This is a genomic window from Leptospira chreensis (assembly GCF_016919165.1).
GTDB lineage: Bacteria > Spirochaetota > Leptospiria > Leptospirales > Leptospiraceae > Leptospira_A > Leptospira_A chreensis.
This window is the reverse complement of sequence record NZ_JAFFPS010000019.1, coordinates 1-26716: the sequence shown is the minus strand read 5'-3', so window position 1 is coordinate 26716 and position 26716 is coordinate 1. Positions and strand designations below refer to the sequence as shown.

General features: G+C 38.8%; 26 protein-coding genes. 10 read left to right on the top strand and 16 right to left on the bottom strand.

Going from position 1 to position 26716, the window contains the following annotated elements:
- Positions 1–53 precede the first annotated feature (53 nt).
- The 5 genes from JWG41_RS05695 to JWG41_RS05675 all read left to right on the top strand — a co-directional run bounded on the left by JWG41_RS05695 (position 54) and on the right by JWG41_RS05675 (position 6445).
- The gene (locus JWG41_RS05695; protein WP_205268976.1) at positions 54–491 is read left to right on the top strand and encodes a MarR family winged helix-turn-helix transcriptional regulator; all 438 of its coding nucleotides are present in this window, start codon (positions 54–56) and stop codon (positions 489–491) included.
- 84 nt (positions 492–575) lie between these two features.
- Complete coding sequence (locus JWG41_RS05690; protein WP_205268975.1) at positions 576–959, top strand: nuclear transport factor 2 family protein; 384 nt, start codon at positions 576–578, stop codon at positions 957–959.
- Between the two features lie 267 nt (positions 960–1226).
- Positions 1227–2798: a TolC family protein gene (locus JWG41_RS05685; RefSeq protein WP_205268974.1), complete on the top strand. Its 1572-nt coding sequence runs from the start codon at positions 1227–1229 to the stop codon at positions 2796–2798.
- Positions 2795–5857 (top strand): efflux RND transporter permease subunit, encoded by a 3063-nt coding sequence (locus JWG41_RS05680; protein WP_205268973.1) that lies wholly within the window; start codon positions 2795–2797, stop codon positions 5855–5857. Before JWG41_RS05685 ends, JWG41_RS05680 begins: the two co-directional genes overlap by 4 nt.
- Before the next feature lie 12 nt (positions 5858–5869).
- Entirely contained in the window at positions 5870–6445 is a 576-nt protein-coding gene (locus JWG41_RS05675) for a TetR/AcrR family transcriptional regulator (RefSeq protein ID WP_205268972.1), read from the top strand.
- Here the strand turns inward: JWG41_RS05675 and JWG41_RS05670 are convergent.
- Complete coding sequence (locus JWG41_RS05670; RefSeq protein WP_205268971.1) at positions 6417–7022, bottom strand: DNA-3-methyladenine glycosylase I; 606 nt, start codon at positions 7020–7022, stop codon at positions 6417–6419. The two genes, JWG41_RS05675 and JWG41_RS05670, sit on opposite strands and share 29 nt — an antisense overlap.
- 243 nt (positions 7023–7265) lie before the next feature.
- Between JWG41_RS05670 and JWG41_RS05665 the strand changes: the two genes are divergently transcribed.
- On the top strand, positions 7266–7544 hold the full coding sequence (locus JWG41_RS05665; RefSeq protein WP_205268970.1) for a hypothetical protein: 279 nt from the start codon (positions 7266–7268) through the stop codon (positions 7542–7544).
- Positions 7545–7670: 126 nt separating this feature from the next.
- Here the strand turns inward: JWG41_RS05665 and JWG41_RS05660 are convergent, their stop codons facing one another.
- The gene (locus tag JWG41_RS05660; protein ID WP_205268969.1) at positions 7671–8642 is read right to left on the bottom strand and encodes an alpha/beta fold hydrolase; all 972 of its coding nucleotides are present in this window, start codon (positions 8640–8642) and stop codon (positions 7671–7673) included.
- 257 nt (positions 8643–8899) lie between these two features.
- On the opposite strand from JWG41_RS05660, the gene JWG41_RS05655 reads away from it, so the two are divergent.
- A complete protein-coding gene (locus JWG41_RS05655) occupies positions 8900–9886 on the top strand; it encodes a M14 family zinc carboxypeptidase (protein WP_205269002.1) in 987 nt (328 codons plus the stop codon).
- Between the two features lie 28 nt (positions 9887–9914).
- Here the strand turns inward: JWG41_RS05655 and JWG41_RS05650 are convergent, their stop codons facing one another.
- On the bottom strand, positions 9915–10412 hold the full coding sequence (locus tag JWG41_RS05650) for a YdeI/OmpD-associated family protein (RefSeq protein ID WP_205268968.1): 498 nt from the start codon (positions 10410–10412) through the stop codon (positions 9915–9917).
- Between the two features lie 179 nt (positions 10413–10591).
- On the opposite strand from JWG41_RS05650, the gene JWG41_RS05645 reads away from it, so the two are divergent.
- Both JWG41_RS05645 and JWG41_RS05640 read left to right on the top strand, forming a co-directional pair.
- Positions 10592–10858, top strand: a complete 267-nt coding sequence (locus JWG41_RS05645) for a hypothetical protein (protein WP_205268967.1) — start codon at positions 10592–10594, stop codon at positions 10856–10858.
- 1 nt (position 10859) lies between these two features.
- Positions 10860–11801 (top strand): sensor histidine kinase, encoded by a 942-nt coding sequence (locus JWG41_RS05640; RefSeq protein WP_205268966.1) that lies wholly within the window; start codon positions 10860–10862, stop codon positions 11799–11801.
- Between the two features lie 33 nt (positions 11802–11834).
- Here the strand turns inward: JWG41_RS05640 and JWG41_RS05635 are convergent, their stop codons facing one another.
- The 6 genes from JWG41_RS05635 to JWG41_RS05610 all read right to left on the bottom strand — a co-directional run bounded on the left by JWG41_RS05635 (position 11835) and on the right by JWG41_RS05610 (position 16057).
- Complete coding sequence (locus tag JWG41_RS05635; RefSeq protein ID WP_205268965.1) at positions 11835–13022, bottom strand: hypothetical protein; 1188 nt, start codon at positions 13020–13022, stop codon at positions 11835–11837.
- A gap of 202 nt (positions 13023–13224) precedes the next feature.
- Positions 13225–13815: an HAD family hydrolase gene (locus JWG41_RS05630; protein ID WP_205268964.1), complete on the bottom strand. Its 591-nt coding sequence runs from the start codon at positions 13813–13815 to the stop codon at positions 13225–13227.
- A gap of 12 nt (positions 13816–13827) precedes the next feature.
- Positions 13828–14448 (bottom strand): molybdenum cofactor guanylyltransferase, encoded by a 621-nt coding sequence (locus JWG41_RS05625; RefSeq protein ID WP_205268963.1) that lies wholly within the window; start codon positions 14446–14448, stop codon positions 13828–13830.
- On the bottom strand, positions 14429–14872 hold the full coding sequence (locus JWG41_RS05620; protein WP_205268962.1) for a molybdenum cofactor biosynthesis protein MoaE: 444 nt from the start codon (positions 14870–14872) through the stop codon (positions 14429–14431). Before JWG41_RS05620 ends, JWG41_RS05625 begins: the two co-directional genes overlap by 20 nt.
- Positions 14873–15115 carry a MoaD/ThiS family protein gene (locus JWG41_RS05615; protein WP_205268961.1) on the bottom strand — a complete coding sequence of 81 codons (243 nt, stop codon included), beginning with the start codon at positions 15113–15115 and terminating at the stop codon, positions 14873–14875. It abuts the gene before it with no gap.
- On the bottom strand, positions 15116–16057 hold the full coding sequence (locus JWG41_RS05610; RefSeq protein ID WP_205268960.1) for a radical SAM protein: 942 nt from the start codon (positions 16055–16057) through the stop codon (positions 15116–15118).
- 131 nt (positions 16058–16188) lie between these two features.
- Here JWG41_RS05610 and JWG41_RS05605 point away from each other — a divergent pair, with 131 nt between their 5' ends.
- Positions 16189–17265, top strand: coding sequence for a HesA/MoeB/ThiF family protein (locus JWG41_RS05605; protein ID WP_205268959.1), 1077 nt, complete (start codon positions 16189–16191; stop codon positions 17263–17265).
- Here JWG41_RS05605 and JWG41_RS05600 read toward each other — a convergent pair.
- From JWG41_RS05600 to nirB, 7 genes are all read right to left on the bottom strand, one after another.
- The gene (locus JWG41_RS05600) at positions 17262–19418 is read right to left on the bottom strand and encodes a molybdopterin-dependent oxidoreductase (protein ID WP_205268958.1); all 2157 of its coding nucleotides are present in this window, start codon (positions 19416–19418) and stop codon (positions 17262–17264) included. The genes JWG41_RS05605 and JWG41_RS05600 overlap by 4 nt on opposite strands.
- 92 nt (positions 19419–19510) lie before the next feature.
- A complete protein-coding gene (locus JWG41_RS05595; protein WP_205268957.1) occupies positions 19511–20866 on the bottom strand; it encodes an MFS transporter in 1356 nt (451 codons plus the stop codon).
- A 204-nt stretch (positions 20867–21070) separates the two neighbouring features.
- The gene (locus JWG41_RS05590; protein WP_205268956.1) at positions 21071–22261 is read right to left on the bottom strand and encodes a molybdopterin molybdotransferase MoeA; all 1191 of its coding nucleotides are present in this window, start codon (positions 22259–22261) and stop codon (positions 21071–21073) included.
- The gene (moaCB, locus tag JWG41_RS05585) at positions 22258–23172 is read right to left on the bottom strand and encodes a bifunctional molybdenum cofactor biosynthesis protein MoaC/MoaB (protein WP_205268955.1); all 915 of its coding nucleotides are present in this window, start codon (positions 23170–23172) and stop codon (positions 22258–22260) included. Before moaCB ends, JWG41_RS05590 begins: the two co-directional genes overlap by 4 nt.
- 9 nt (positions 23173–23181) lie before the next feature.
- On the bottom strand, positions 23182–23973 hold the full coding sequence (cobA, locus tag JWG41_RS05580; protein WP_205268954.1) for a uroporphyrinogen-III C-methyltransferase: 792 nt from the start codon (positions 23971–23973) through the stop codon (positions 23182–23184).
- Between the two features lie 17 nt (positions 23974–23990).
- Entirely contained in the window at positions 23991–24356 is a 366-nt protein-coding gene (gene nirD / locus JWG41_RS05575) for a nitrite reductase small subunit NirD (RefSeq protein ID WP_205268953.1), read from the bottom strand.
- A gap of 14 nt (positions 24357–24370) precedes the next feature.
- Positions 24371–26716: nitrite reductase large subunit NirB (gene nirB / locus JWG41_RS05570; protein ID WP_205268952.1), on the bottom strand; the 2346-nt coding region annotated here is incomplete at its 5' end.

Here is a 26716-nt window from a genome sequence, read left to right as displayed (position 1 = left end):
TAACAATTCTCTTGACAAAAATATAAATGGAATTATTGTTGCTATAGCAACATATGTCAGATTCTTTCGATTTAGAAAATTCCTATGCTTATTTGATTTATAGGACTGTTCGATCTTTGCGACGTCAGTTTATGAGATTGGCATCGGCAAATGGGTTGGATTTATATCCTGAGCAGTGGTTTGTTCTTGTTCGTTTGATGAAACAACCTGGTTGTAGCCAATCGGATTTGAGTAGGGATTTTGATGATAGGCCCTCTATGGCACGAGCCCTTCGGAATATGGAAGAAAAGGGATGGATCAAAATTCAAGCAGATCCTGAGGATCGTAGGAAAAACCAAGTGTATCCAACGAAAAAAGGTTCGGAGATTTATTTATTGATGGTTTCTGTGGTAACGGAAGAACGGAAACGAATGTTTAAAAAACTTTCGGCCCAGGATTTTAAAAATTTCAAACGAATTATTGATCAAATTTACGAAGAATCGATGGATTGATTTTTTTTATCCGTATTGTTGCTATAGCAACAATAATTAAAGTTTAAGTTGTGACTAGGTTTTATTAATTTTAGGAGAAAGGCGATGACAAATCAAACAAAGTGGGAAACAAATCAGGATTCTTTAAAAGGTGAGTTTATCTCTCTTATGAAAAATATTGATGAAAGAAGGGTAACGGAAGTGGAGTTTGGGTTTCATTCCGATTATACAGATAGTGTTTCTATGAAAGGAAGTGGATCTGTATTTAGTTCCGATAAAACAAAGTATATCGATTCTCTGAAGGAAGGAAAGATCGGTGGAGTGGAGAGAGATGTGAAAATTCATTCAATTGAATTTTTGGATCAGTTCGGATTTGTAAAAGCGGACTTGGAAAGTAAGGTCATGAAATTCCAATCTCTTTACACTTTTTATCTTAACGATGAGGGATGGAAAATGATCAAAGCGGTAGTGGTTGCCGAAAAAAAGTAGATTCGAATTCAACCATGTCCAGAAGGTTTTTGGTTTAAGGGAATCGACCCTGATTGAAAAACCTTTCTGGATTCTTTTCATAGATTCTCACATCGCACCTGGACTTTGAGCCCACGTTCCCATAAAAGTCATAAATTTCCTTACGATTTCAAATCAATCCTCGTACTAATCCGGCAGATTTTTGCTTTTCTCTAGTTTTTCATTTTTTGCTTGTTTGGAAACACAGAAAACTTTATTTGTTTCCTAAAGAAACAAAGGATACAAATTATGTTTCCAAAGCAAATGATCGAAACCAAGATACCTTCTACCACCGTTTGCCTCTCGGCAGTATTTTTCGCAGTTTTCACGGCATTAGGACCCCTTTCCGCCAAAGAACCAGTGCGAACGAACACCTTGCGGATGGATGACATCCTGCGAATGGCATGGGAAAACCAAGTCAGTCTGCAGACATTGAAACTCCAGTTAAAGACCACAAACTACGATTGGGAAAAAGCAAACGGAGCCTATGCCTGGACTGCGGAGGCGAAAGGGACGGCGAAGAATACCACAAACTTTAACCTTCCACAATACGCCATCCAAGGAACAAGAATTACCGATAACACCCTGCAGGCGGGAATCAATAAAAAGTTTAGCACAGGAACCTCACTCGGAATTGCGGTGATCGACAATCGTTTCGAAACGAATGCTGGTAAAACACCAAATTCCAGTGGGTTCTCCAGTTTTGCCCAACCTTCTTATCATTTTGCCACTGTGGGAATTAATATCAGCCAAGATCTTTTGAAAAACTTTTTCGGTTATCAAGACAGGTTGAAATTAGCGACTGCTAGACGGTCTTCTTCCATCCAAAGATTGAATACCTTGGATTCTTTATCTAAAAGTTTGGTGAACTCACTCATTGAGTTTTGGAATTTGAGTTTGTCAGAAGAAATTCTAGAAACGAACTCCTCACTTCTTGGAAACGCAAAAACAATTCGAGATATATATTCAAAAAAAGCAAACTTTGGATTTGATACGACGGGTGATATCCATCAATGGAATTCGATTGTTTTAACAGCTACCAGTGCTGTTAAAAATTCAGAATTAGAAAGAAACAAAAACAGACGGGATTTACTTGCCTCTCTTGGAAAGGAACCGGAAGAAAGTTTTTCTTTTTTACCCATTTTGATTGAAGAGAAAATTGGACTCACTTCGAATTATGAAGAAGAGGTGCTCACTGCCCTCGAAAAAAGATATGATGTGCGGGCCGCACTTTTGCAGCTAAAAAACTCTGAAGACAATTATAAGTCAGCAGACAATGGTTTGTTGCCAAAGTTTTCTGTAGGTGGGACATACAATTTTAAAAATTATGACCAACAGTTTCCACAAGATTTTTATGGAATCCTTGGGGGAAGGTTCAACCAAAACACTGCTGAGTTCAAATTAGAATATCCTTTAGGAAATGAAATTGCAGAAGCAGAATATAAAAAAGCCGAATCAGAAAAAAGGCAAGCACAGTTAGAATGGACCGAAGCTCAAAATAAAGTAAGGGCTGATTTATTATCGAAACGAGAAAATTTAACGGTTAGTTATGAACTCTTTTTAGAAGCCAAAAAAAATAAAGAGGAAAGTAAACTTTTTTATGATAAAGCTTTGTCCGCGTTTCGCAACGGAAGAGGGACCTCTGTTGTATTAAGAAATGCAATGGATGCTTATGTTCGGTCTCAATCTAGTCACTCTCAATCTCTCATTACTTACAATATTGCCATAGTTCAATATGAAATTTCCAAAGGAACTTTCTTTGAGAAATATTCTTTAGATCCAGAACAACTAACATTACTTAACACAGAGGAAAACCAATGAATTTAGCAAAATTATCCATACAAAGGCCTGTATTCATCGCCTGTACCGTAATTCTGATTGTTGTCGTCGGAATTGTGAGTTTTGGTAAACTCGGGGTCGAGAACTTCCCTGATATGAGTATTCCTACCATATCCATCAATGTTACCTATCCTGGTGCGGCTCCGAATGAAATTGAAACCTTAGTCGCCAAACCCATTGAAGACGAACTTTCTACGATTTCCGGATTAAAAAAACTGAGATCCATTTGTAATGAAGGTTCGGCTGTGATTGTGGCTGAGTTCACTTCGGAAACAGTCATCAGTTACGCGGAGCAACAAATCCGAGACAAGGTTGCCTTTGCTAAGAAAAAATTACCGGCAGAACTGGAAGAACCAGTCATCAAACGATTGGATCCGGCAGACCAACCGATTTTGAGTATTTCCCTCCAATCCAAACTAGGGGATAATGAATTTTATGATTTTGCTTCCGAAACCATCAAACAAAGGTTAATTTCTGTTTCCAATGTGGGTTCTGTGGACATTGTCGGTGGACGAAAAAAAGAAATCTGGGTGGAGCTGGATCGAAACAAATTGAAATCAAGGAATTTGTCCGCTTCACAAGTTTCACAGAAAATTGCTGCGGGTGGTGCGAATATTCCTGCAGGTAAAGTGCGCGGGGAAGAGTCGGATTTATCCTTTCGAACAATCAATGAATACCGTAGTTTCGATGAAATCAGGAATGTTCCGATTAGTTTTTTGAATAACGAAATCCCCATTCAATTGTCAGATGTGGGTCGGGTTCTTGTTGGTTCGGAAGATGTCACTTCTCTTGCCTATTGGAATGGAAAGCCAGCTTTGTTTTTACTGGTTTATAAACAATCGGGAGCTAACTCGGTACAGGTGGCTGAAGGAGTGAAAAAGAAAGTCAGTGACCTTCAGAAAGAATTTCCGGAAGTAAAATTCGATTATTATAATGATTCTTCTAAGGTGGTAAAAGATAATGTTTGGGACGTAGAAGAATCGATCTACATTGGAATTGCACTGACCATCATTGTGGTTCTATTCTTTTTAGGAAGTGTTCGTTCCACTCTGATTACAGGCCTTGCTCTACCTACCTCTCTCCTTGGTTCCTTTATCCTGATGAGCCTTGCTGGATTTTCCATCAATCAAATGACTCTCCTAGCCCTTTCTCTTGCGGTGGGACTTCTCATTGATGATGCGATTGTAGTCAGAGAGAACATCCATAGACATAAAGAGATGGGTAAAGATAGCAAACAAGCGGCCCTTGATGGAACCAAAGAAGTGACTCTTGCAGTTCTTGCGACTACGTTTGCCATCCTTGCTGTGTTTGGACCGATTGCTTTTATTGATGGAGTGATTGGGCAAATTTTACGTCCTTTTGGTCTCACTGTTTGTTTTGCTCTACTCATCTCCTTATACGATGCTTTAACCATTGCACCGATGATGTCGGCCTACTTTGGTGGAGAACTCAAGTCCAAAGAACCTGGTAAAATCGAAAGGATCCTTTCTATCCCCTTACGTGCTTTTGACAGGTTCCAAGAAAAACTAACCAATGGGTATGTAAGAACTTTGGAGATCACAACCAAACATCCATTATTTATTTTGGCTATCGCTCTCTTTATTTTTGTCAGTAGTATCTTTGTATCCAAAACATTGAAGTCGGAGTTCATTCCCACACAAGATTTAGGACAATTTACAGTTACTTTTGAGTTGCCACCAGGTTCTAGTGTGGAAGCGACCAAAAAGTTAAACGAGGAAGTGAATGCACTTTTACGATCGAAAAAAGAAGTGAGTTTGACTGCCGGATATGTAAAACAAAACAAAATTGATATCTATGTGGAACTTGTATCTTCCAAAAAACGAAAACTCAATACACCTCAGTTCAAGGAATACATCCGAAAGGAACTGATTCCTTTTGCAGATGCAAAACCCATAGTCAAAAACTATGATGCAATCGGTGGGGGGCAAAGATCATTTTCTTTTGTGATCACAGGAAATGAAGCAGAGAAAGTGGAAGCCTATAGTAAACTTGTCTTTGAAAAAATTAAAAAAATCCCTGACTTAACCGATCCAGACATCAGTTTGCGAGATGGTGCTCCTGAATTTAAAATTGTTCCGAAAGGAGAACAAATTGTGAAGTTAGGTGTCAATCCGCAGTCTCTGGGTAAAGAACTAAGAACCATTGTGGAAGGTGATACCTCCGCCGTGTTCCGAGAAAAAAATCTAGAATACGACATTCGTGTTCGTATGTTAGAAGAGCAAAGGAACATAGAAAAAAACTTTCACCAAGTGATGGTTCCGAATATCAACGGTTATTTGGTTCCCCTTTCTTTTGTGACCTCTGGGGTTTCTACCACCGGGCCTGCCACCATCCAAAGGCAAAATAGAAGTCGTTCGGTTGAAATTTCCGCAGATACAAATCCTAATGGACGTGGGTCTGGATACACAATGTCCGAGTTACAAAGGATATTGAAAGAGGATCTACCGCTCCCTGAAGGAATCAAAGTATCCTTTAGTGGACAAACAGAAAATTTAGAATCTACGGGAAAGAATATGGCCATCGCTCTTGGACTCGGGGTTGTGTTTATTTATCTCGTGCTTGCTTCTTTGTATGAAAGTTTTATCATCCCGATTTCCATTTTGGTCGTGATTCCTTTGGCAATGACGGGGGCATTTTTCGGTCTCTATCTCACCGGTAAATCAATGGATATATTTGCTAACATTGGAATGATTTTACTTTTTGGATTGGCCACAAAAAATTCAATTCTTCTCATTGATTTTGCAAAAGACTTACAAAATACTGGAGTGGATACGAGGACGGCGCTGATTGAAGCGGGTAGAGCAAGGTTACGACCCATTCTTATGACATCGATCGCACTCATTGCGGGTATGTTACCTGTGGCCATTGGGCTCAATGAAGCATCGAAACAAAGAACGAGTATGGGAGTGACTGTGATTGGAGGATTGATTTCTTCTACGATTCTAACTCTCTACGTGATTCCCGCGGTCTACCAGTACATAACACGATTGATTGATTCCATGAAACAAAGGAAAAAGTGAGGGTTTTTTAGTTTGGATCCTGTTCAAGTTAGAATATTAGAAAAAGCAGAAGAACTCTTCCTGAAGTATGGATATTCCAAAACGAAAATGGAAGAGATTGCGAGTTCTTTGAAGATCAGTCGTAAAACTTTGTATAAATATTATTCCAATAAACAAGACCTTATGGAAGTTTATATGGAGCATAAACAATCTGAGATCCAGAAGATCATTCAAGAGATTGCAAGTGATGAAACCTTAACCGCGGTGCAAAAGTTTTCCAAAATGCACCGCTCACTAGTGGAAGAATCACCTTATGTCATGAATGATTTGTTTATCCGAGAGATTTCAGAAATGTTCCCACAACAAATGGAACGATTTAAAAAACGAAGGGAAAAAGAAATCCCTGAATCGATTGGTAAAATTTTCAATATGGCAAAAATGAAAGGAGAACTTCGAGATGGTTTTATGCCCGAAGTGGCGGTTCATCTCTTTCTTTCCTCTATTGAAATGATTCTTAGTAATAAAAATTCTATTACCATTCCTTTGAACATTCATGAGTTTCAATTGGAAGTTGTGAATGTTATTTTTTACGGGGTTCTGAAGAGGTAAGAGTTATCTCTTGATAACGAAAACAACTTTCTACATGGTCATTGACAAGACCACAAGCTTGCATATGTGCGTAGATGACCGTGCTTCCTACAAATTTGAATCCACGTTTGATTAAGTCCTTACTCAAAGCGTCGGATTCTTTTGTGGTTGCGGGGACTTCTTGTAAACTCTTTCGTCGGTTTTGGATTGGTTTGTGATTTACAAAACCCCAGATGTAAAAATCAAAAGAACCAAACTCTTTTTGAATTTCTAAAAAACGTTTTGCATTGTTGACAGCGGCAAATACCTTCAATCGGTTTCTGATAATGGATGGATCAAGAAGGATGGTTTCTAATTTTTTATCAGTGAATTTTGCGACTTTCACGGGATCAAAGTTTGCAAATAATTTTCTATATCCTTCACGTTTCTTTAAGATGGTGGCCCAACTGAGCCCTGCTTGTGCCCCTTCTAAAATTAAAAATTCAAAATGCGTTTTATCATCGTGAACGGGTACACCCCATTCTTCATCGTGGTAATTTATGTATTGGTCAAATTTCAAACACCAGGAACATCGTTCCGTATCCGTATGAGTTTTCATTGAGTTGAGATCCATTAGGCAAACCAAAAAGATTCATTTCAAAATCAATTGGTTCGGCATCTAACCATAACTTAGGAATTGTACGGAAGTAGTCAACGCAATTGCTCTGGATGTTTGATTCGTGAATTCTGATTACTCTATCAGGGAGTCGTTCAGGAAAATGAGTAAAAAATTTATTGATTTAAGGTTCTAACCCTCGGTATACTTACCCTCTATGAAATTGGGAAAGTTTAAGGAGTAGATATGAATCGATTTTTAATTCTAAAATTACTTGTGATTTTTGTTTTTTCTCTTTCTCCCTTATTGGCGGAAGAGTGTGAGGAAAATGATCTCGCCTGTCAAATGCAAGGCAAAGTAGAAACTGCTGAAAATGAACCAGCATTAAACCCGGATAAGGTGGAGGACAAAGTGCATAAACTTTGTACCAAAAAACCAGATAGTACCAAGTGTCTAAAAAGCCCTGATTGTTATTGGGATTCTACAGTAAAGGGTGGAAAGTGTAAGGGGAAAGGCCATCCATAGAAAAATATCGAATAGGGAGTTTCTTTATATAGAAATTCCCTATTTTACTAAGATCTGTAACTTCGATGGTCTTGTGTGATCAAGGAAGTATCGCTTTCGTATTTATTTTGCGTGGTTAACGCGAGATCATTTAATCTTTTTTTCATTGAGACCAGAGAGAAAATTTTCTATGGCACTATCTCTTTCTTTCAGTTTATCAAAAAGGATTCCATAATGGTTTGTTTTGATTTCGAATCCCAAAGAATTGGGAATTCGTTCCAACATAGATGCAAATGATTCTTTTGGTAACAAGTCATCTTTGGGAAATAAATTCATCTCAGTAGCACGGAGGATCAGCGTAGGGGACTGATTTTTTTCAAACTCTAATATTTTGTTTTCTTTGATTTTTGTAATCACTCGTTTGGGATCTTTGATTAGGTATTTGAGTATTTTGGAAAAATACATAGAACCACCCATCTCTTTCAGTTCTTCTTCCATCACAAAACCTGGCATATGGCAGATAAATCCATCCTTTGATTTTTCTAGTTCCAATCGGAAGTATTCTTCTATTTCCTTGGACCAGTGCGGTACAAGAGGAGAGTTTCTGATGAGTTTTAAATATTCGGAGACTGTTGGATAAGTAACATCCAATCTTTCAAAGGATTGTTTTAAGACTTTTAAAACTTGAATTCTTTTTGGTAGAGAGAGCAGTCCCCCTCCATCCATAAGGATCATTGCTTTTACAATTTCAGGATAAGCAATCGCATAACGGATAGCAATCATACATCCGAAAGAATGGGCAAAAAAAATTGGATTTTTGATTTTATAATGAGAAATGATTCCTCTCAAATCTTTGATATGGTTTAAAAATCCATACCCAGACTTTGGTTTATCCGATTTTCCTCTCCCGCGTAAATCATAAGACAAAACTCTATATCCTAAACGGTTCAATCGTTCGGCCAGAGGTTTCATGGAATATAAGTTTCCAGACAATCCATGTAGACAAACAACGGTTTGTTTGGAACCAGGCCAGATCCCTACTCGGATTTTTACACCATTGGTTGTGATGAATTCTTCCTTGTATTTTTTGGATTTAGTTTTTTTTGCGGGTTGACCCATGAGATCAACTTTAAAAAAAAATTAGTTCTGTCGTAAATGAAATTCAGGAAATTATTTTTATGAGCACTGGTCCCATTTCCTTTGTTTTTCTTTTTCCTTCTTCCATTTGTCTTTTTTCGTAATCAAATTGTAATATAAATCAATTAAATAGAATTTCTCCAAAATGATTCTCTTTCAGATAGTGAGTTCTGTCGGCTCCGATCTTTTTGGATCCGCAGTTTCTAGTAATAGAACAAGGATTTGTAGGTTAATCATTGATGCTTAGAGGAATGAAACGTCTCAATCGATATGAAAATAGAATTTTAAAAATTGTAAAGTTAGGTGGCAAACTTATTCGATTCAAACAATTTGGGTTTTCCACAAAAACAGCCGAAGGCTTTCGGTTTCCAATTTATGTTTTAGAAATTGGAAAAGAAAAAGCCATCAAACGAAACGTAGCTGGTCTTGTCGCCGGTGTACATGGACTCGAAACCATAGGCATTCGTGTTCTCTTGGATTTTTTGGATGATCTTTTTGCTCGTAAAACATCCGATTTATACAGAGAAATTAAAGATGGAGAATTGGGAATTGTTTGTATTCCTATTTTAAATCCTGGCGGAGTCGCAATGAAACGTAGGTCGAACCCGGGTGGCGTTGATTTGATGAGAAACTCAGGTGTGGAGGCCGTGAAGGCACCTTTTTTCTTTGGAGGACATAAAATTTCCAATGTATTCCCATACTATCGGGGAAATGTTTTACAGTCAGAATCTAAGGTGTTGGACCGGTTCTACGCCGAATATCTGTTACCTGCCGAGAATCCAATGATTCCAGTAGTGGATGTTCATTCTGGTTTCGGAGCTGTAGATCATGTTTGGTGGCCATATGCCGGAACACATGAACAATGTGTGGACGAAGGGTTGTTCCAGAAAATTGCAAACCATCTAACAACTAAGTTTAATCATATATTGTATCGGTTTGGACCTCAAAGTGAAACTTATACGACTCATGGTGATCTTTGGGATAGGATGTACAATGAATATCAGAAAATAAAGCCATTTATAGATATGAATAGTCCCCGGTTTCTTCCTTTGACCTTAGAAATTGGGACTTGGTCGGACATCAAATTGGATCCTTGGAAAGTATTCCGTAAACGTGGAATTTTTAATCCTACTAGGGAACTAAAACAAGAGTCTATCATTAGTCATCGTAAATTCCTGGCGGATGTTCTGCGATTGGCAAAAACAAAACCTATGGATTTGGTTTGATGTTCGTATAATGGAAAATAGGTGGGGATTAATTGATTTCCCTGCCAAGAAACTTTCCTTTCCCTAACAAGTATTGAATGGCTCGTTCTGCATTTTCAATTTTTGTTTGTTCCGATTTGAGTCCAAAGATATAGCGCATCAATTCATTTTGAAGGGAAGGGCTTAAACTTTTAAACTTTGCTTTTGCTTTTTTGTTTTGTTCCAATGCCTTTTTTAACTCTAAAGACACGGGATGTTCTTTTTTTTCTGGATTGAATCTGATTTCGAACTTTGCCCGGTCTCCTACTTCTTTTTTTGCAACCGTCCGCATGGGTGTGTTTAAATAGAGTCGCCAGTGCCCACTATACTTTACCAGTGTTTGTGTGAATGCAAATCCTTCGATTTTCATATGGACTCGAATTTTGCCCTTGGTTGTCCCTGCTTGGACCATTAACGATTGCAAAACGGACTCAGGCAAAAATACAAAAGGGTTGATCCCAATGATTTCAATTTTTGCGGAAAATGATAAGAAGGGAAAATCTAACATTCTATTTTTGTATGAAACGGTTTAAGTCTTAATCAATCATAATTTCTTCATTGGCATCGAATTCTTTTCGGCCAAAACGACTTTATGTTCCTAATTCTATAAATAATCACTTTACCACAAACAAAATCCTGTTATAGTTTGTCCTCTAGGGAATCTCGGTCTTACGGGTTCAGTAGAATATGTATCAAATAAGTGAAGTATTAAATCTTATCTTTGATAGCGTAGGGTTAATCATTACTTTGCGTTTGCTTTGGTCAGGTCTCATCCCCAAATTCTATTTTCTGATTTTTGGTTTTTTCTGCGTATGGCTTAGTAATATTTTCACCGTTGTGGAAGGTTTCTGGTTTCCTGATTTTTTCAATCTTTTGGAACATTCATTTTATTTTATTTCCTCTCTCTTATTTTTAGTGAGTTTGAAAAAAGAAATTTTAGTGTCGCTACGTTAATATGAATTTGATAGCAATCATCAATCTTTTGTCTTTATTCATCTACATCATTGCAATTTTTATCATCATCAAAAATTTGATTCGTAACCCGACCTATCGTGGTGAAGGGGTGTTCGTATTGATTCTGGCAGTGATTCCTTGTTATGTGAATATTTCTAATGTATTAGAACATGGTTATAAAATAGATTATTTTGATGAATATGAAGGTTTTTTTAAAGACCTTTATGCAATGTTTCTTCTGATTTTTTTGTATGTCCATTCGGTAAAAAAGGAACAAACCCAAAGGATCGAACATGAAATACAAATCAAAGCTGATTTGAAATTAAAATCCAAACTTTTAACAGAGATTCATCATCGAGTGAATAACAATTTACAAATCATTTCTGGTCTTTTGGCCATGCAAGCAGAATCGGAGAATGATCTAAAGTTAACTACTTCTTTAGGATTGATTCAGAATCGAATTTTGGCGATTGCATCGGTTCATAAGATTATTTATGGGTCACCTAATCTATTGTATGTGGATTTAAATCTTATTTTTAATTCTATATTAGGGAATTTAAAAATCACCTATCTAAATGATAAAAATAAAATTGAATTGTATGAATCTATTGAGGAAGGATTGGAGATGGATCTGGATCGGGCCATTCCTATGGGATTGATCCTGAATGAACTTGTTTCCAATTCTTTTCGCCATGCCTTTATGAATCGTAATTATGGGAAAATTGAAGTGAATTTGGGGAAGATGGATGAACAATTTGTCCTTATGGTAAAGGACGATGGATTAGGAATAGGAAGTGATTTTTTAGAAGGAAAGGGGATTGGTCTCACTCTTGTTAAAAACTTAGTAAAACAATTACGGGGAACATTAGTCACTGAAGAAACAAATGGCACTCGTTTTGAAATTCGATTTCCTATCCGTAACCAAAACCCCATTCAAATTTAAGGAATTATTATCTCTTTTGAAGTCAAAATTAAGTTAAGGTACAATTACTTTAGCGGTTAAGAAGGTATCTCTAAACCCAGATGGTCCTTCTTGGACAAGATAGGATGATAAGACGACACATGCATTGGAATAGGTCGTGACATCAAACGATCTTGAGTCTGTTTGGTATGTATTAATTCCAATGGGCGAAAAATGTTCGATATATGCAAAACTTGCAGGCCCACTTCCACCACTTACCGTAGAACTTGTTGAATCTAAATATAAATATTCTTCTGTAGTAGTGCCTATTATTGTTTTTGCTGTATATTCCATTTGATTGCCTACTAAATCTACAACCAAACAATGAGTGGCACAATTACCGATGGTAGTGGGTACATTCACACTTCCTGCACAAGGCGATGCGGGTGGTGGCGGTGGGACAGTATCTATACTTCGATTTCCTTTTGCGTCTATGGTAGCACCTACCACTATGATTTTATACGAAGCGCTAAGTTCCGGAGTTAGAAATAAAAAATACCCAGCATACTTATCGTAAGAGCTAACCTTGATGTAGTCTACGACATTATAGTTGTCAGCTGCTAAGCTGATTATATTTGGTCTACCGATATAAGCATCTAACCGTTTATAGGCGGATAAATCAGAACCTGCTTGGAACTTGACATAGATCACTTGATATTCCGTTCCACCTATGAGCGAGCGTTTGGTTTCATAACTTATTGTTGGTAGAGTTATGGAATTGGTTGGGATGGCAGGAGGGTTTGGTGGAGTGGTTGTCAGTTCTGTTGCAGAAATGATTTTTCCTTCCTTTTTTAAAGTTAGAAAAATTTTGAATTTTCTAGTATAATCTGAATAGCTAAAAACGACAGAGTTTGTTTTGAATAGGTCTTCTTTTTGGTGGAAATGTCCAGAGATTTGATTGGTTTGTGAATTATAGGAGATTTCGTTTGGGTTTCCTATAAATGCTTCTACAGTTTCGGATTCGTCTTTAGACGTTTTTAATTTATATTCAATCAGGATATCTTGGAATTGCAAGTTACCATCTTTTCTATAAAAGGTTGTTATTTGAATGGATTGGAATTTATCCTCTAGTGTTGGATTGGATGGAGCGCCCAAAAAACTTAAAAAGGCAATTGAAGATAGATCCTCTTTGGTGGACTGACCGGTGCACGAAACTAAGAAGAGGGAAAAAGTTAAAATTGAAGAAAAATGAAAAGAGCGCATCTATCCCTCTTAACAATTGGAGGAAATATTTTATTCACTTAATTTATTGGATTTCTAATTTTGCGAAAAAATTTCTATATTGAGAGTATTAGAATATTTGAAAGTATTTGTGATGTCGTGAGATTAGGGATTCTATTGAAATATTTAATGAATTGCACTACAATCTTTCATTTGGTATGAACCAATCTTAATTTTGTTAGTTTTAGAGATTTAGGATTTCGCCTAATTCCTTAATGCAATGAGTTGCGAACTCTCTAAACGGAAATTCTCCAGTCGGATCAATGTATATGGTTTCCACTCCCGCGGCTGATCCGGCATCCAAATCGTAAACATAATCGCCGATCATAACTGTTTCGGTTGGATCGGCTTTCCAGAGGTCCATCAACTGAAAGATTCCTTCTGGATTTGGTTTTGGTACTGCTCGTTCTCTACAAAAAATAAAATTGGAATCAAAGTATTCGATAAGGCCTGCTGCTTTTAAAGTTTCGATCGAGTTAGAAAAACTATTTCTTGTTAGGATGCCTAAATTCTTTGTTTGTGTTTTGATTTCTTGTAATAGTTCAGAACTTCCAGGCGAAGGAATTGATAACTTTGCGATTTTTAGTTCAATTTCACCCAATTGCGTATGTTTCTTTTCTGCTTCTTCCTTAGGGAGTTTGGATAACGAAGTGAGTATGTCTGTGTCTAAAGGAATTTCTAATTCCCTTTTAATTGCTTCAAAGTCATGGTTGGCGATGGTTAAGGTGCCATCCATATCGAAGATCCAGTTTTTTTTTCTTTTGAAAAAACTCATAGGTAGATTCCTTTATAATTCATTTTTTGAGTTTATATTTCTAAAATTAATTTCTTCCTCTGACGGAAGTTGGATCAAAATAGGTTTTGGTTCGAGGTTTTTGATTCGTTTCTGCAATGAAAACTCATGTTTTCCCGTTAAGGAGAGAGAATCCATCCATTGAGATAATGTCTTTGTTGTATAAATTCCACATAAGGGTTCTAAACCAGTTTTAGATTCGTAAAAAATCCCGGATACTGGTTCCCCTTGTTCTTGGAATGTATCTAACAATCGTTTTATGGTTTGTTCTTCTATATAAGGAATATCAATCGGTAATACATAAATAAAATCGTTTAATAGATTGTTTTCTTTTAAGTACAAATAGGAGGAGAGGATTCCTTTAAGTGGGCCTTCCACGGGCAGATCGTGATCGAGTATAAGAGAAGATTTTGGTAAGTATTTGGTATAAGAATCCACTTGTTCCTTTCTTAGTGAAACATAGATAGAAGAACTAAACCCATTTAGCTTTTTTAGAATCTGCCCTAAAAAATGAGAATCCCTGCCAATGGGAACAAAACCTTTGTCTTCTCCCATCCGAACACTTTGTCCTCCAACGAGAAGTACAAAACTGGGATTAGTGTTCGTGTGAGTCATGCAAACAACCTTGTGACCATTCGGAACTTCCATCCACATAATATTCCTTTTTCCAAATGGGAACTTCATGTTTGACTCGATCGATGATGTAACGGTTTGCTTTGTAAGCCTCGTCTCTGTGGATAGCTCCGGTGTTAACGATTACTGCCACTTCGCCTAAAACTAGTTTTCCCAATCTATGGATACAATCGGCGAATTGTAAGTCCCACTTTTGAAAGGCATCCTGGATGATGGCTACGATCATTTGGTTTGCCATTTCAGAATAGGCCTCATATTCTAAATGAGTGACTTGCCTTCCATCATTAATGTCTCTGACAACACCTGCAAATAATACATATCCGCCCATACTGGGAAGTGGTGGGAGTTGGGAAGAAAGTTCTAACTTTGTTTCTGTTATGTGTTTGAATTCGGTATTTGTTTCCATTTAACCACCGCTTGATGGAGGAAGGATTGCCACAACTGCCCCTTCCGTGATTGAATCAGAATCTTTGGCAATGATTTGGTTGATTGAAATCCGACTGATTTTGATTAAGTTTGTAGCTTCTGGTTTCAAATTACTAAGATAGGATTTTAATTCCGAAACGGATTTGGTTCCATCAAAGCGAAGCTCTTGTTTGGATGGAAAAAAATCTTTCAGTGCAGCAAAAGATAAAAGTTGGATTTTCATTTATCCTCCAATGAATTTCATAGAAAGTTCGGAACCTGTGAATTGTGTTTTTTTGGTTTCCATTGCTTGTTCCAAAACAAAGGGAACTTCCGAAGGATTGGAAGGAAGGTCGAAGGATCTCTCATCACTCAGACAGCCATAAATCTTGCCAAGAGAATCCATTCGCAGGCGATTACAGCCTTCACAAAATGGTTCTGTATGGTTTGCAATGATTCCGAATATAAAACCTTCATCCGTTATGTGATAGGTGGCGGTAGAATCTGGTGCTGTGGGATAATCTTGAAAGTTGTGTTGAGTCCTGATGGTATTTCGAATTTCTTCTGCGGAATAAAAACAATTGGAGTGTTCTTCTTGTAAAGGACCCATTTTCATAAACTCTAAAAACCGAATGGGAATTCCGTTCTCTCCGGTCCATTGGAGTAGATTTAGAATTTCTGATTCATTAAAACCTTTTAAAACCGTACAATTGACTTTGACATCTAAACCAAATGTTTTTGCTTCTAAAATTCTTCGAAACAAATGTTCTACGGGAAGTTTCCTGTCGCTGAGCTTTTCAAAACCACCTTGCGAAAAACTATCTAAAGAAAAGTTCATTCGAGTGAGTCCTGCCAGTTTCATTTTTTGGATGAGTCCGTCCTCAAAGAATCCGTTGGAAGTGATGGCAATTTCATTGATCGACATTTCTTTTAGTTTTTGAATTAATAAAACCAGATCTTTATGGAGTGTCGGCTCTCCCCCTGTTAGGTGAACTTCTTTGAGTTGGATATGGGATGTGAGTAATTTGATTTTGGATTCTAAAAGTTCAGGATTTAGATAATGAATTTTTGGATAAAAGTTGGGTAGATCAGGTTTGTTTTTCGGGGCACAGTAAACACAGGCAAAACTACAATGAGATAGAATACTCACTCGAAGTACTTCAAATTTTCTAGTATTCGCTTTCACCTTAAAGTCGAGTTTAATCTAGTTTTCTCAATTGAAAACAAAAATAGGAAGTTAGATTCGTTTATTAAACTATTTTGCCTGAAGTCTAATTTCTCCTTGATTGGGATAAATCTTAAATTCTCCTCTATTTTATGGATACAGACGAGGGACTATTTTTCCAACGCCAAATCCAAGTTCCAGAAATTGGCTCTCTTGGTCAAAAAAAATGGAGAGATTCCTCTGTCCTCATCATTGGCCTTGGTGGGCTTGGTTGTCCTGCCGCTTTGCAGCTCGCCCTTGGAGGAATCGGTCGGATTGGCCTGGTTGACTTCGACCTTGTGGAAGTATCCAATCTCCACCGCCAAACATTGTTTACCTTTAAAGATTTGGGTCTACCCAAAACAGAAGTAGTTTCTAAGGTTTTGTTGGAACATTGTCCTTGGTTGCAAGTGGAATGTTTTTCGGAACTGATATCGGATGAAACAACACCCGAACTCCTTCGTGGATGGGATCTTGTTTTGGATTGTACGGATACCATAACTTCGAAGTATACAATCAATGATCTTTGTATTCAAAAATCAATTCCCTTGGTGACTGCTTCCGTATTTCGTACGAGTGCTCAGTTTGCAATTTTTTCTGGAAAGGGAAAACCATGTTATCGTTGTTTGTTTCCTAATTTGAAAGAAGGGGATACCTTGAATTGTAGTTTGGGTGGTGTGCTCGGCGTACAAACGGCACTGGCCGGAACTTACCAATCCTCTTTGGCACTGCAGTATCTTTTGGATCCAAACTCGACAGACCTATCTTCCGTATACTTTATGGAATGGAACCCTCCCACATTATACCAATCTAAGATAGAGGCAAATCTCGATTGTCCTGTATGCGGAAATGGAAAAAAAGAAACTCCTTCGAATTTTGATGAAAGAGAAATACATCCAAACGAATTCCTTCATATTCAAAAAAAAGGAAATACTCTACTTGTGGATGTCCGAGAAAAAGAGGAAACAGATTCCCATCCCATCCCGGGAGTTTTTTTATTGCCGTTGTCCGAATTGGAACGAGGGTATCTTCCGAATTTCGATAAAGAACTAACCCTTGTTTGTATTTGTGAAACGGGAGTTCGTTCTAAAAAAGCAATTTCCTATTTTCAATCCACAAACAAAGTCTATTCGCTGATTGGGGGAAGGCGCGCCTATACCCAATACTTAAACAACCAACCTTTGCTTTAGGCTGGTTGTTTTCTAATCGATACTTTGATTCCGCTAAACGCAGCATTTCCTGAAAATTCATCAATCGCCTGATCATCGGTGAGATCGTTGATACTCACTCCTGAAAACTCGGTGGCTACCTTTTGGTTGGTGCCTCCGCGATTGTGTCCAAAACCATGAGGAATACTCACAACACCTTGCATTAGTTCTTCGGTAATTTCTACAGGGATTTGAATTTTACCAACTGAGGATTCGACAATCACTTCTTCCTCATTGATAATTCCCAAATGGTTGGCATCACTGGGATGGATCATCACAGTACAGCGCGCTTTACCTGTCATGAGTTTTGGTAGATTGTGCATCCAAGAATTATTACTTCGTAAATGCCTTCTTCCTATCAGTAAAAAATGAGATTTGTCGGAACTAAATTTTTCCCATTCGGAAAACTTAGTTTTGAGTCTTGGTAAATCTTCTTTCAAAATCTCTGGGAATAGATGGATTCTTTTGTCTTCGGTATACAAACGTTCCGGAAAGCTAGAAGTGAGTGCCCCTAAGTCCACTCCATGAGGACTATTTTTTAAAAGCTCCAAACTCATCTCTTTATTATGAGGCCCTTTGTTTCCATAAGGTCCCGATTTGAGTGCGTGATCGATGATACTAGCGGGCGTTAGTTTTGTTTTGATGATGTCTTTGGGGAGTTCTTTACCAGCGCGGGTCAGTTCCAAACGTTTGGTTAAATCAGAGAAAATTTCCCAATCATGTAACATTCCGGGTTCTGGTGTGAATAAAGGTTGGTTGTATCTTGCTGTATTCCGAACCGCAAATACATTAAAAATCAAATCATAATGATCATGTTCTAAAGCGGATGTGGGAGGTAGGATATAGTGTGCATGTTTTGTTGTCTCATTTAAATAAAAGTCCACACTCACCATAAAATCCAAACTTGATAAGGCTTTATCCAGCTTTGTTCCGTTAGGTGTGGATAAAACGGGATTCCCTGCTGAAGTGAATAGGGCGCGAATTTTTCCTTCGCCTTCCGTGAGTATTTCTTCGGCTAGGGCCGCCACCGGAAGTTCGTCGCTGAATTCAGGAAGTTTACGCACTCGGGATTGGTAGGAATTAAAACTTCCCGGAGAGGAGCGCATGACAGAGCCTTCACCCACTAAGTCGACCGCCGGGAGAGTGAACATGGCACCACCCTTTTTGTCTAAATTTCCAGTGACAATATTGATGACGTTGATGAGCCACTGACAAATCGCTCCGAACTCTTGAGTGGACACACCAACTCTTCCGTAACAAACCGCAGAAGGTGCATTCGCAAATTCAAATGCAATTCTTTCTATGGTTTCTTTGGGAACACCCGTGATTTTAGAAACTTGTTCGGGGCTGTAATCTTTTGTGACTGCTTGAATGGTTTGTATATCTTCTTTGCGAATCAGGTCATTTGGTTTTGTCAGCTGTTTTTCAAAAAGGACATGGAGGACGGCCAGTAGGAAGTAGGCATCTGTTCCTGGTTTGATAAATAAATGTTCATCCGCATGTGTCGCCGTTTCGGATTTACGAGGATCTACGACTACATACTTTCCTCCGCGGTCTTGGATGGCTTTTAATCTTTTTTTCACATCAGGAACACTCATTAAACTTCCGTTAGATGCAAATGGATTCCCACCTAAAATGAGAAAAAAATCGGTATGGTCAATATCGGGGATGGGGACTAGGAGTTGGTGGCCAAACATCAGATAAGAAAGTAGCTGGTGGGGTAACTGGTCTACTGAGGTGGCGGAGAAATTATTTTTTGTTTTGAGCCGACTCGAGAATCGTTGTCCGAGTAACATAGATCCGTAGTTGTGAACGGTGGGATTTCCATTATAAACAGCAACGGAATCGTTTCCGTATGTGGTTTGAATTTTTACGAGTTGTGTGGCGATGTCGGAGAGGGCATCCACCCAAGAGACGGTTTCCCATCCCGTTTTTGTTCTTTTTTGAGGGAATTTGATTCGATCGGGGTCTTGGTAGAGACTTTTTAGTTCGGGACCTTTGGGACAAATATGGCCTCGACTAAACTTGTCTTCTGGATCTCCTTTGAAGCCTTGGATGGAGCCATCTTTCAATTCGATTTGTAGTCCACACATTGCCTCGCATAAACTGCAAGACCGGTAATGAATTTGATCCATAACTTTCTCCTAAGACGAGAATCTTAAGAGAAAGTTTGTTTTAGACAAGTTTAAAATGAATCTATTTTCCTAAAATTGACTCATTTGTTTTTCTATGTGGCAGAAACTAAAGTGGATCCTTTTTCATTTGTAGGAATGATTTTACTCATTTCCTCACCCACTTCCTTTTCCTCTTCTGTTGAGAATTTTACAAGTAGAGTGAAGAAGGATGCAATGGTAACAGTGATTCCAATGATAAGAAGTGCGTTTTGGTAAGTTAAATCTCCTCGGAATAAAAATCCCGCAGACACTGCACCCGCATTTCCGCCAGCACCCACAATCCCGGAGACTGCCCCAATTGCTTTTTTGTTAATGAAAGGAACAACGGAGAATGTAGCTCCTTCGGACATTTGTACGAACAAACTAAAGACGATCATGGAAGAGATCGCAAGGATCAGCGAATTCATTTGTGAAAACAAAATCAAACAAAGGCCTTCCCCTGCAAGCACGGCTGCCAACCAAACGACTCTTCCACGAAGTCCCCATTTGATTCCAAACTTATCACCGAATGCCCCACCGAGGGTTCTTGCAAATAAGTTCATGAGTCCAAAAAGTCCAGCGATGAGTCCTGCAGTTGCAGGAGATAATTTGAACTGGTCTACATAATACAAGGCAGCAATGTTATTGATGGTAAGTTCAATTCCGAAACAAGCACCATAAGCAAGGAAGAGTAACCAAACTCTTGGATCTTTGATCACGAGTAAGAAGTTACTGAGTGAATTTTTCTTTCCCCCTTGGAAGGTTGGATAGGTTTCTTTGATGTCTTTAAAGTTACCACCAGGCGTGTCTTGTGTTCCGAAGTAGTAAATGATCCCCATAAAAAACAAAGCGGCACCTGGAACTACCATGGCAAGTCTCCAAGAAACACCAGTAGTAAAACCAAATGCAACAAAGAAACCAAAAAGGATTGGCATCACCATTTGAGTCACACCACCACCTAAGTTTCCCCATCCCGCAGTGGTTGCATTGGCTGTACCAATGATATTCGGTGCAAACATAACCGATGTATGATACTGTGTGATCACAAAGGAAGCGCCGATGGCACCAATGGCCAATCGTAATAATAAGAATGAAAGATAACTATCAGCAAGACCAATGCACATAACAGGAATTGATCCTAATGTCAAAAGAAAAGTATACGCAATCCGTGGCCCAATTTTATCGCACAACCAACCGATAAACAGTCGCATAAAGATGGTTATGGCGACAGAAGCAATGATGATGTTTCCTATTTGAGCTTTTGTTAAAGAAAGTTCTTCTCTAACATAAACCATAAGGGGGGCGATTCCAAACCATCCAAAAAAACATAGAAAAAATGCAATCCATGTTAGGTGAAAGGTGCGCATCTGCGGTGTCGCTAGGCTGAATAATTCGATTTTAGTTGCTTTCGCATGAGGTGTAATAGTCACGGGAAGTTTACTCCTTATGCTGATAAACAATGCAAAAAGCGTACCAGAGCGCGAAATGACCTAAAATGTGTTAAAACGCCTTAAAACTGAACTTTACGCTTATGGTTTTCCCTTACTTAGGAGAATGCACTACAATCTGGCAATTTTTTGATCAGAAAGCGAATAAACTGCGTACGAATTATACAGATATTCTGATGATTGAGATCACCAAGGTAGAAAGTCGACGATATCACCTCTTTGGATTTGAGAGAGTTCACTTGGAAAGACCGCAAGGCCATCGGAGAAAACACCGGCTCGTACATCTCCACTTCCATTGAAAGTAGTTGGTGCAAGATAGGTTTTGTCTGTAGTTTCGAATCGCACAGGAAAAAATTCGGTAAGAGAGCCTTTTCTTTGTTTGGTGGCAGAAAAGGGGAGTTTATAAGAGGGAAGTTGATTTTGTCCATAGGACTTTCTTAAGAAAGGTTCCAGGAAAATACGAGAACAGGTTTGGACACTGAATGGATTTCCTGGCATTCCAAATACAACGGTGTTTTTTCTTTTTCCAAACCAAATGGGTTTTCCTGGTTTGATTGCTGTTTTATGAAAAATGAGTTCAACACCTAATCTTTGTAATATGGATGGCACAAGATCCAGACTGCCCATAGAAACTCCGCCTGATAGGATTAAGATATCGGCCTCTAATCCTTTTTGGATTTGTTCGGTGATTTCTGATTCTAAATCAGGTGCATGGGTAACGGATTCTGGTTGAATTTTGTATTTGGATAAAATGGATGTGATCGTATAAGAATTGGAATCTCTAATTTGATAAGGGAGGGGAGATTGGTGTATCGGAATGACTTCATTCCCAGTGGAGATGATATGAACTTTGGGTGCTTTGACAACAGAAACTTTTTCTTTGCCAAGACTTGCGAGGAGTGAAAATTCGGAGGTTCCGATTTGGATTCCTTTTGGCAAAACCAAATCTCCCGTTTGTAAGTCTTCCCCCCGTTTGGAAATATTGAACCAGGGTTTGATTTCTTTTGTGGAAAAGGAAACTTGTTTTTGTCCATTTGATTCAGAAAGGGTCGCATCTTCAATTTTGATCACAACATCCAAACCTTCGGGAACGGGGGCACCGGTCATAATTCGAATGGCCAATTCATTTGGTTCTAAATCCATACTCATTCCCGCAGGAAGTTCTCTATGGTAGGGATAGATTTGGTTTGGTGAATAACCTTGGGAGTTAATAGCGAATCCATCCATCGCCGAACGATGAAAAGGTGGATAATCCCTATCAGCTTCGACATCTGTGCTAAGCACTCGCCCTAGACTTTCGCTTAAAGATACAAGTTCGTCCTGATAAACTCTAACTTCCGCAAGAATTTTATCCAGAGCTTCCGTGTAGGAAATCAATGCCCCTCTCCTCGCATCATTTTTTTGGCATGAAAGATCGCAGGTAGAATGGCAGTCATACTTTCTCTTGCACCATTGCTACTTCCAGGAACAGCCACAACGAGAGATTTTCCGATTCTACCAGCAATCGAACGAGACAACATCGCAAAAGGAGTTCTGTCTTGTCCGAAGGAACGCATCACCTCAGCGACACCAGGTAATTCCTGGTCCAAGATTTGTTTTATGGAATCGGTTGTATTGTCTCTAGGGCCAAGACCAGTCCCACCGGTGGTGACTATGAGATCGATTTTTTCTTTGGTCCAATTGGTTATGGTTTCTTGAATTTCTTTTGGTTCATCGGGAACAATTTTAATTTCTAAAACTTCCACACCTTCTTGGACGAGGAGTTCGGAGATGATTTTTCCCGAACCATCTTCTTTTTTCCCAGCAAAACAAGAATCGGAACATACTAAAATTTTTGCAGTAGAACCTGCAGCAAATTTAGAAATTTGTGCATCTGTTTTTCCTCCCTTTTTTTCTAGGAGTCGGACAGAAGAGATTTCTATTTCTTTATCAATGGGTTTTAAGAGGTCATAAATCACAAGAGCGGCAACTGTAACGCCAGTTAGGGCCTCCATTTCAATTCCTGTTTTGCCTATGGACTTGGCCGCAGTTTGGATGCGAATGGCATTTTTTTCTTCTATGATTTCAAATTGAACCGAAAAGGAATCGATGGGAACAGGATGGCAATGGGGGATGAGTTCTGAAGTTTTTTTGGATCCGAGTAGGGCTGCAGCCTTTGCTACACCAAAGAGATCTCCTTTGGGTAAAGTGTTGGTTTTGACTCTTTCAATTGTCTCCGCCTTACAATACACATACCCTTCTGCTTCTGCATACCGAAGGGTGGTTCGTTTGCCTGTGATATCATTCATTCCTATCCCTTATAAGGGTGCAAGAATGGAAGAACAGTCATTTTTCAAATTTTCCATCTCTGTATAGAAACGAACAATCTCTCCGATCACAAGAATGGCAGGAGATTTGACCTCGTTTTCTGCAATGATGGTCTGGATCGAATCTAAATTTCCAGTGAAGACTCGCTCTGTATCGAGAGTTGCATTTTGAATCACTGCGATTGGGGTTTCTTTTGTATTTCCCGCATCCAGGAGTTCAGAGACAATGAGATCGATCGAATTTAAGCCCATATAAACCACGACGGTTTTTCCAACACAATTGAGGTTTCTAAAACCTTCGGAGTTCGCTCCATCCTTTTTATGTCCTGATAGGAAAAGGATTTCTCTTGCATAGTCTCTATGGGTTAAAGGAAATCCTAAAGAAGAGGCCACACCTGATGCCGTAGTGATGCCAGCAACAATCTCACATTGGATTCCTTCTCTAAGGAGTGCAGCAAACTCTTCTCCCACACGTCCGAAAATGGAAGGATCACCGCCTTTTAGCCTAACAACAGTTTTGAATTCGTTTGCGGCTTGGATGAGTTTGGAATTGATTTCGTCTTGTAAACAACTATGGATTCCCAGTCTTTTCCCAACATAGACCAATTGGATTTTTTTTCGACAAACTCCAAGAATTCTTGGAGAAACCAAATCATCATAGAAAACAACATCTGCTTTCCTTAATGTTTTGAGTGCTTTGACCGTGAGAAGTTCCGGATCCCCCGGTCCTGCTCCGACCAAATACACTTTACCTTTGTTTGTTGGGTGACTTAGCGAATCCATAAACTTAACGATGAACCTTAGTTACCTGGATGGGAAGGATCTACTTCCAAATACACAGATCCGTTTTCTACAACGACGGGATATAGATTGACTTTGTAATTTTCGCCGCTCATACATTCGCCGCTTGTGAGTGAATAATTTCTTTTATGAAGAGGACAAACTACTTTTGGATCTCCATTACTATCTCCAAGATATCCACGAGACAAAACCATGTCCCCTGTATGAGGGCAGGCATTATCGCAAGCATACCATTCGTTTCTTGATTCAAAGTAGAAAATCGCAATTTGTTTTTCGCCCACTTTTGCTGACACTCCACCTTCTTTTTCGAATTCAGAAACTGGACCTATGAATACTCGTTCTTTGTTTTTTGTATCTACTGACATTCTCTTTCTCCTGTTTATGAATTGACTAAATCTTTTTCTACCCAATCCACTGGGCGGATCTGGCCACGTTCTTCGATGAATTTGATATTAGGATCTGTTTCGGTACTGTTCACAAAATGTCTAAATTTCTTTTGTTTTTCAGTATCTTCTACAACATCTTTCCACTCACAGAGATAAGTGTTTACAAGAGCATTCATCTCTTCATCTAATTGTGAGTTAATTCCCAAACGGTCATTGATCACTACGTCTTTTAAGTAATCAATTCCGCCTTCTAGTTGTTCTAACCAAGTAGAAGTCCTCATTAGTTTATCTGCGGTTCTGATATAAAACATCATATAACGGTCGATATACTTGATACAAGTGTCTTCGTCTAAGTCTTCTGCAAAAAGAATCGCATGTTTCGGATTCACTCCTCCGTTTCCACCGATATAAAGGTTCCAACCTCTTTCTGTGGCAATGATTCCAAAATCTTTTCCACGGGCCTCTGCACATTCACGAATACAACCGGATACTCCACATTTTAATTTATGAGGGGCACGAATTCCTTTATAGCGTTCTTCCAATTTAATTGCGAAAGATGTACTGTCTTGTACTCCGAACCGGCACCAAGTGGAACCCACGCAACTTTTTACAGTTCGCATAGACTTTCCATACGCATGCCCACTTTCAAATCCAAACTCAATCAAATCCTTCCAGATAGCAGGGAGTTGGTCAATCCTTGCACCTAACAAATCGATACGTTGTCCACCTGTGATTTTACAATAGAGATTGTATTTTTTGGCAACATCTCCAATCGCAATGAGTTTCTCAGGAGTGATTTCTCCTCCAGGGATTCTCGGAACTACTGAGTAAGTTCCTCCTCTTTGGATATTAGCGAGGTATTTGTCATTGGTATCTTGGATTTCTCTATGTTTGAGAATGGGTTCGTTCCATACGCTCGCAAGAATGGATGCAACGGCTGGTTTACAAACTTCACATCCGTTTCCACGTCCAATTTCTTTGATCACATCAGGAAAACTTTTCAGTGATTTGACTTTGATAACTTGGAATAGTTCTTTTCTGGAATATTTGAAATGTTCACAAAGATGTTCTGTGACCACCTTTCCTTGAACTTTCAATTCTGCTTTGAGAATGGAGTTGACTTGAGGTAAACATCCACCGCAACCACTACCAGCCTTGGAACAATTCTTTAAGCTTGTAATGTCATAACATTCTTTTTCACGAATGGCTTTGAGAATATCTCCTTTGGATACATTATTGCAAGAACAGATTTTTGCTTCATCTGGTAAAGCATCCGCCCCAAAAAGATTTTCTGCGGATACAGAACCAACGATCAAGGTTTCCGGCTCTTCAGGAAGTTCCATTTTGTTCAAATAGAAAGAAAGTAGGTTCCCATAAGCTTTGGCATCCCCAACAAGGATTCCACCGAGTAAGTATTTACCGTCGGGAGAGATGACTAATTTTTTATAAACACCACTTCTAGGATTTTTAAATACAATAGGAATGTGCTCTGCTTGGCCAAGAGCATCTCCAAAAGAAGCCACTTCTACACCAATTAACTTTAGTTTTGTGGATAAATCGGAGCCAACATATACCTTTGGTTTACTACCTGGGCTACATAAATTGAAGGCAAGAGTTTCTGCCATCTCATAACCCGGTGCTACAAGACCGTAAATAAAATTTCTATGTAAAGCTACTTCCCCAATCGCATAAATTCCATATACATTGGTTCCCATTCCATCATCAACGATGATACCGCCACGTTCGCCCACAGCAATGCCGGCTTCTTTGGCGAGTTCATCTCGTGGACGAATTCCTGCAGAAACAATGAGCATATCAAACTGTAGATTCCCACCATCTTTGAACTCGAATCCTTCAATTTTTTCAGCGCCTAGAACTTTTTCAGTTTGTTTGTTTAAATGAATTTCAACACCAATCTCTTCGATTTTCGATTTTAAAATGGCAGCACCGCCATCATCCAACTGTCTTGGCATCAGTCTTGGAGCAAACTCCACAACATGAGTTTCTTTACCCAAATCAACGAGAGCTTTGGCAGCTTCGAGTCCGAGGAGTCCACCACCAAGCACAGCAGCTTTTTTTACTTTTTTGCTGTATTCCATGGTTTGTTCTAGATCTTCAATGGTTCTATAAACAAAAACTCCTTCTTTATCTAAACCTTCGAGTGGAGGTACAAAAGGAGAGGAACCAGTTGCAAAAATGAGTTCATCGAATTCGAGTTCCGTACCTAAATTGGTAACTAACTTCCGTTTGATGGTATCAATGGAGATGGCAGGCTCTGATAATAATAATTTAATTCCGTTGGTTCTATACCAATCAGGAGAACAAAGGTAAAGAGAGTC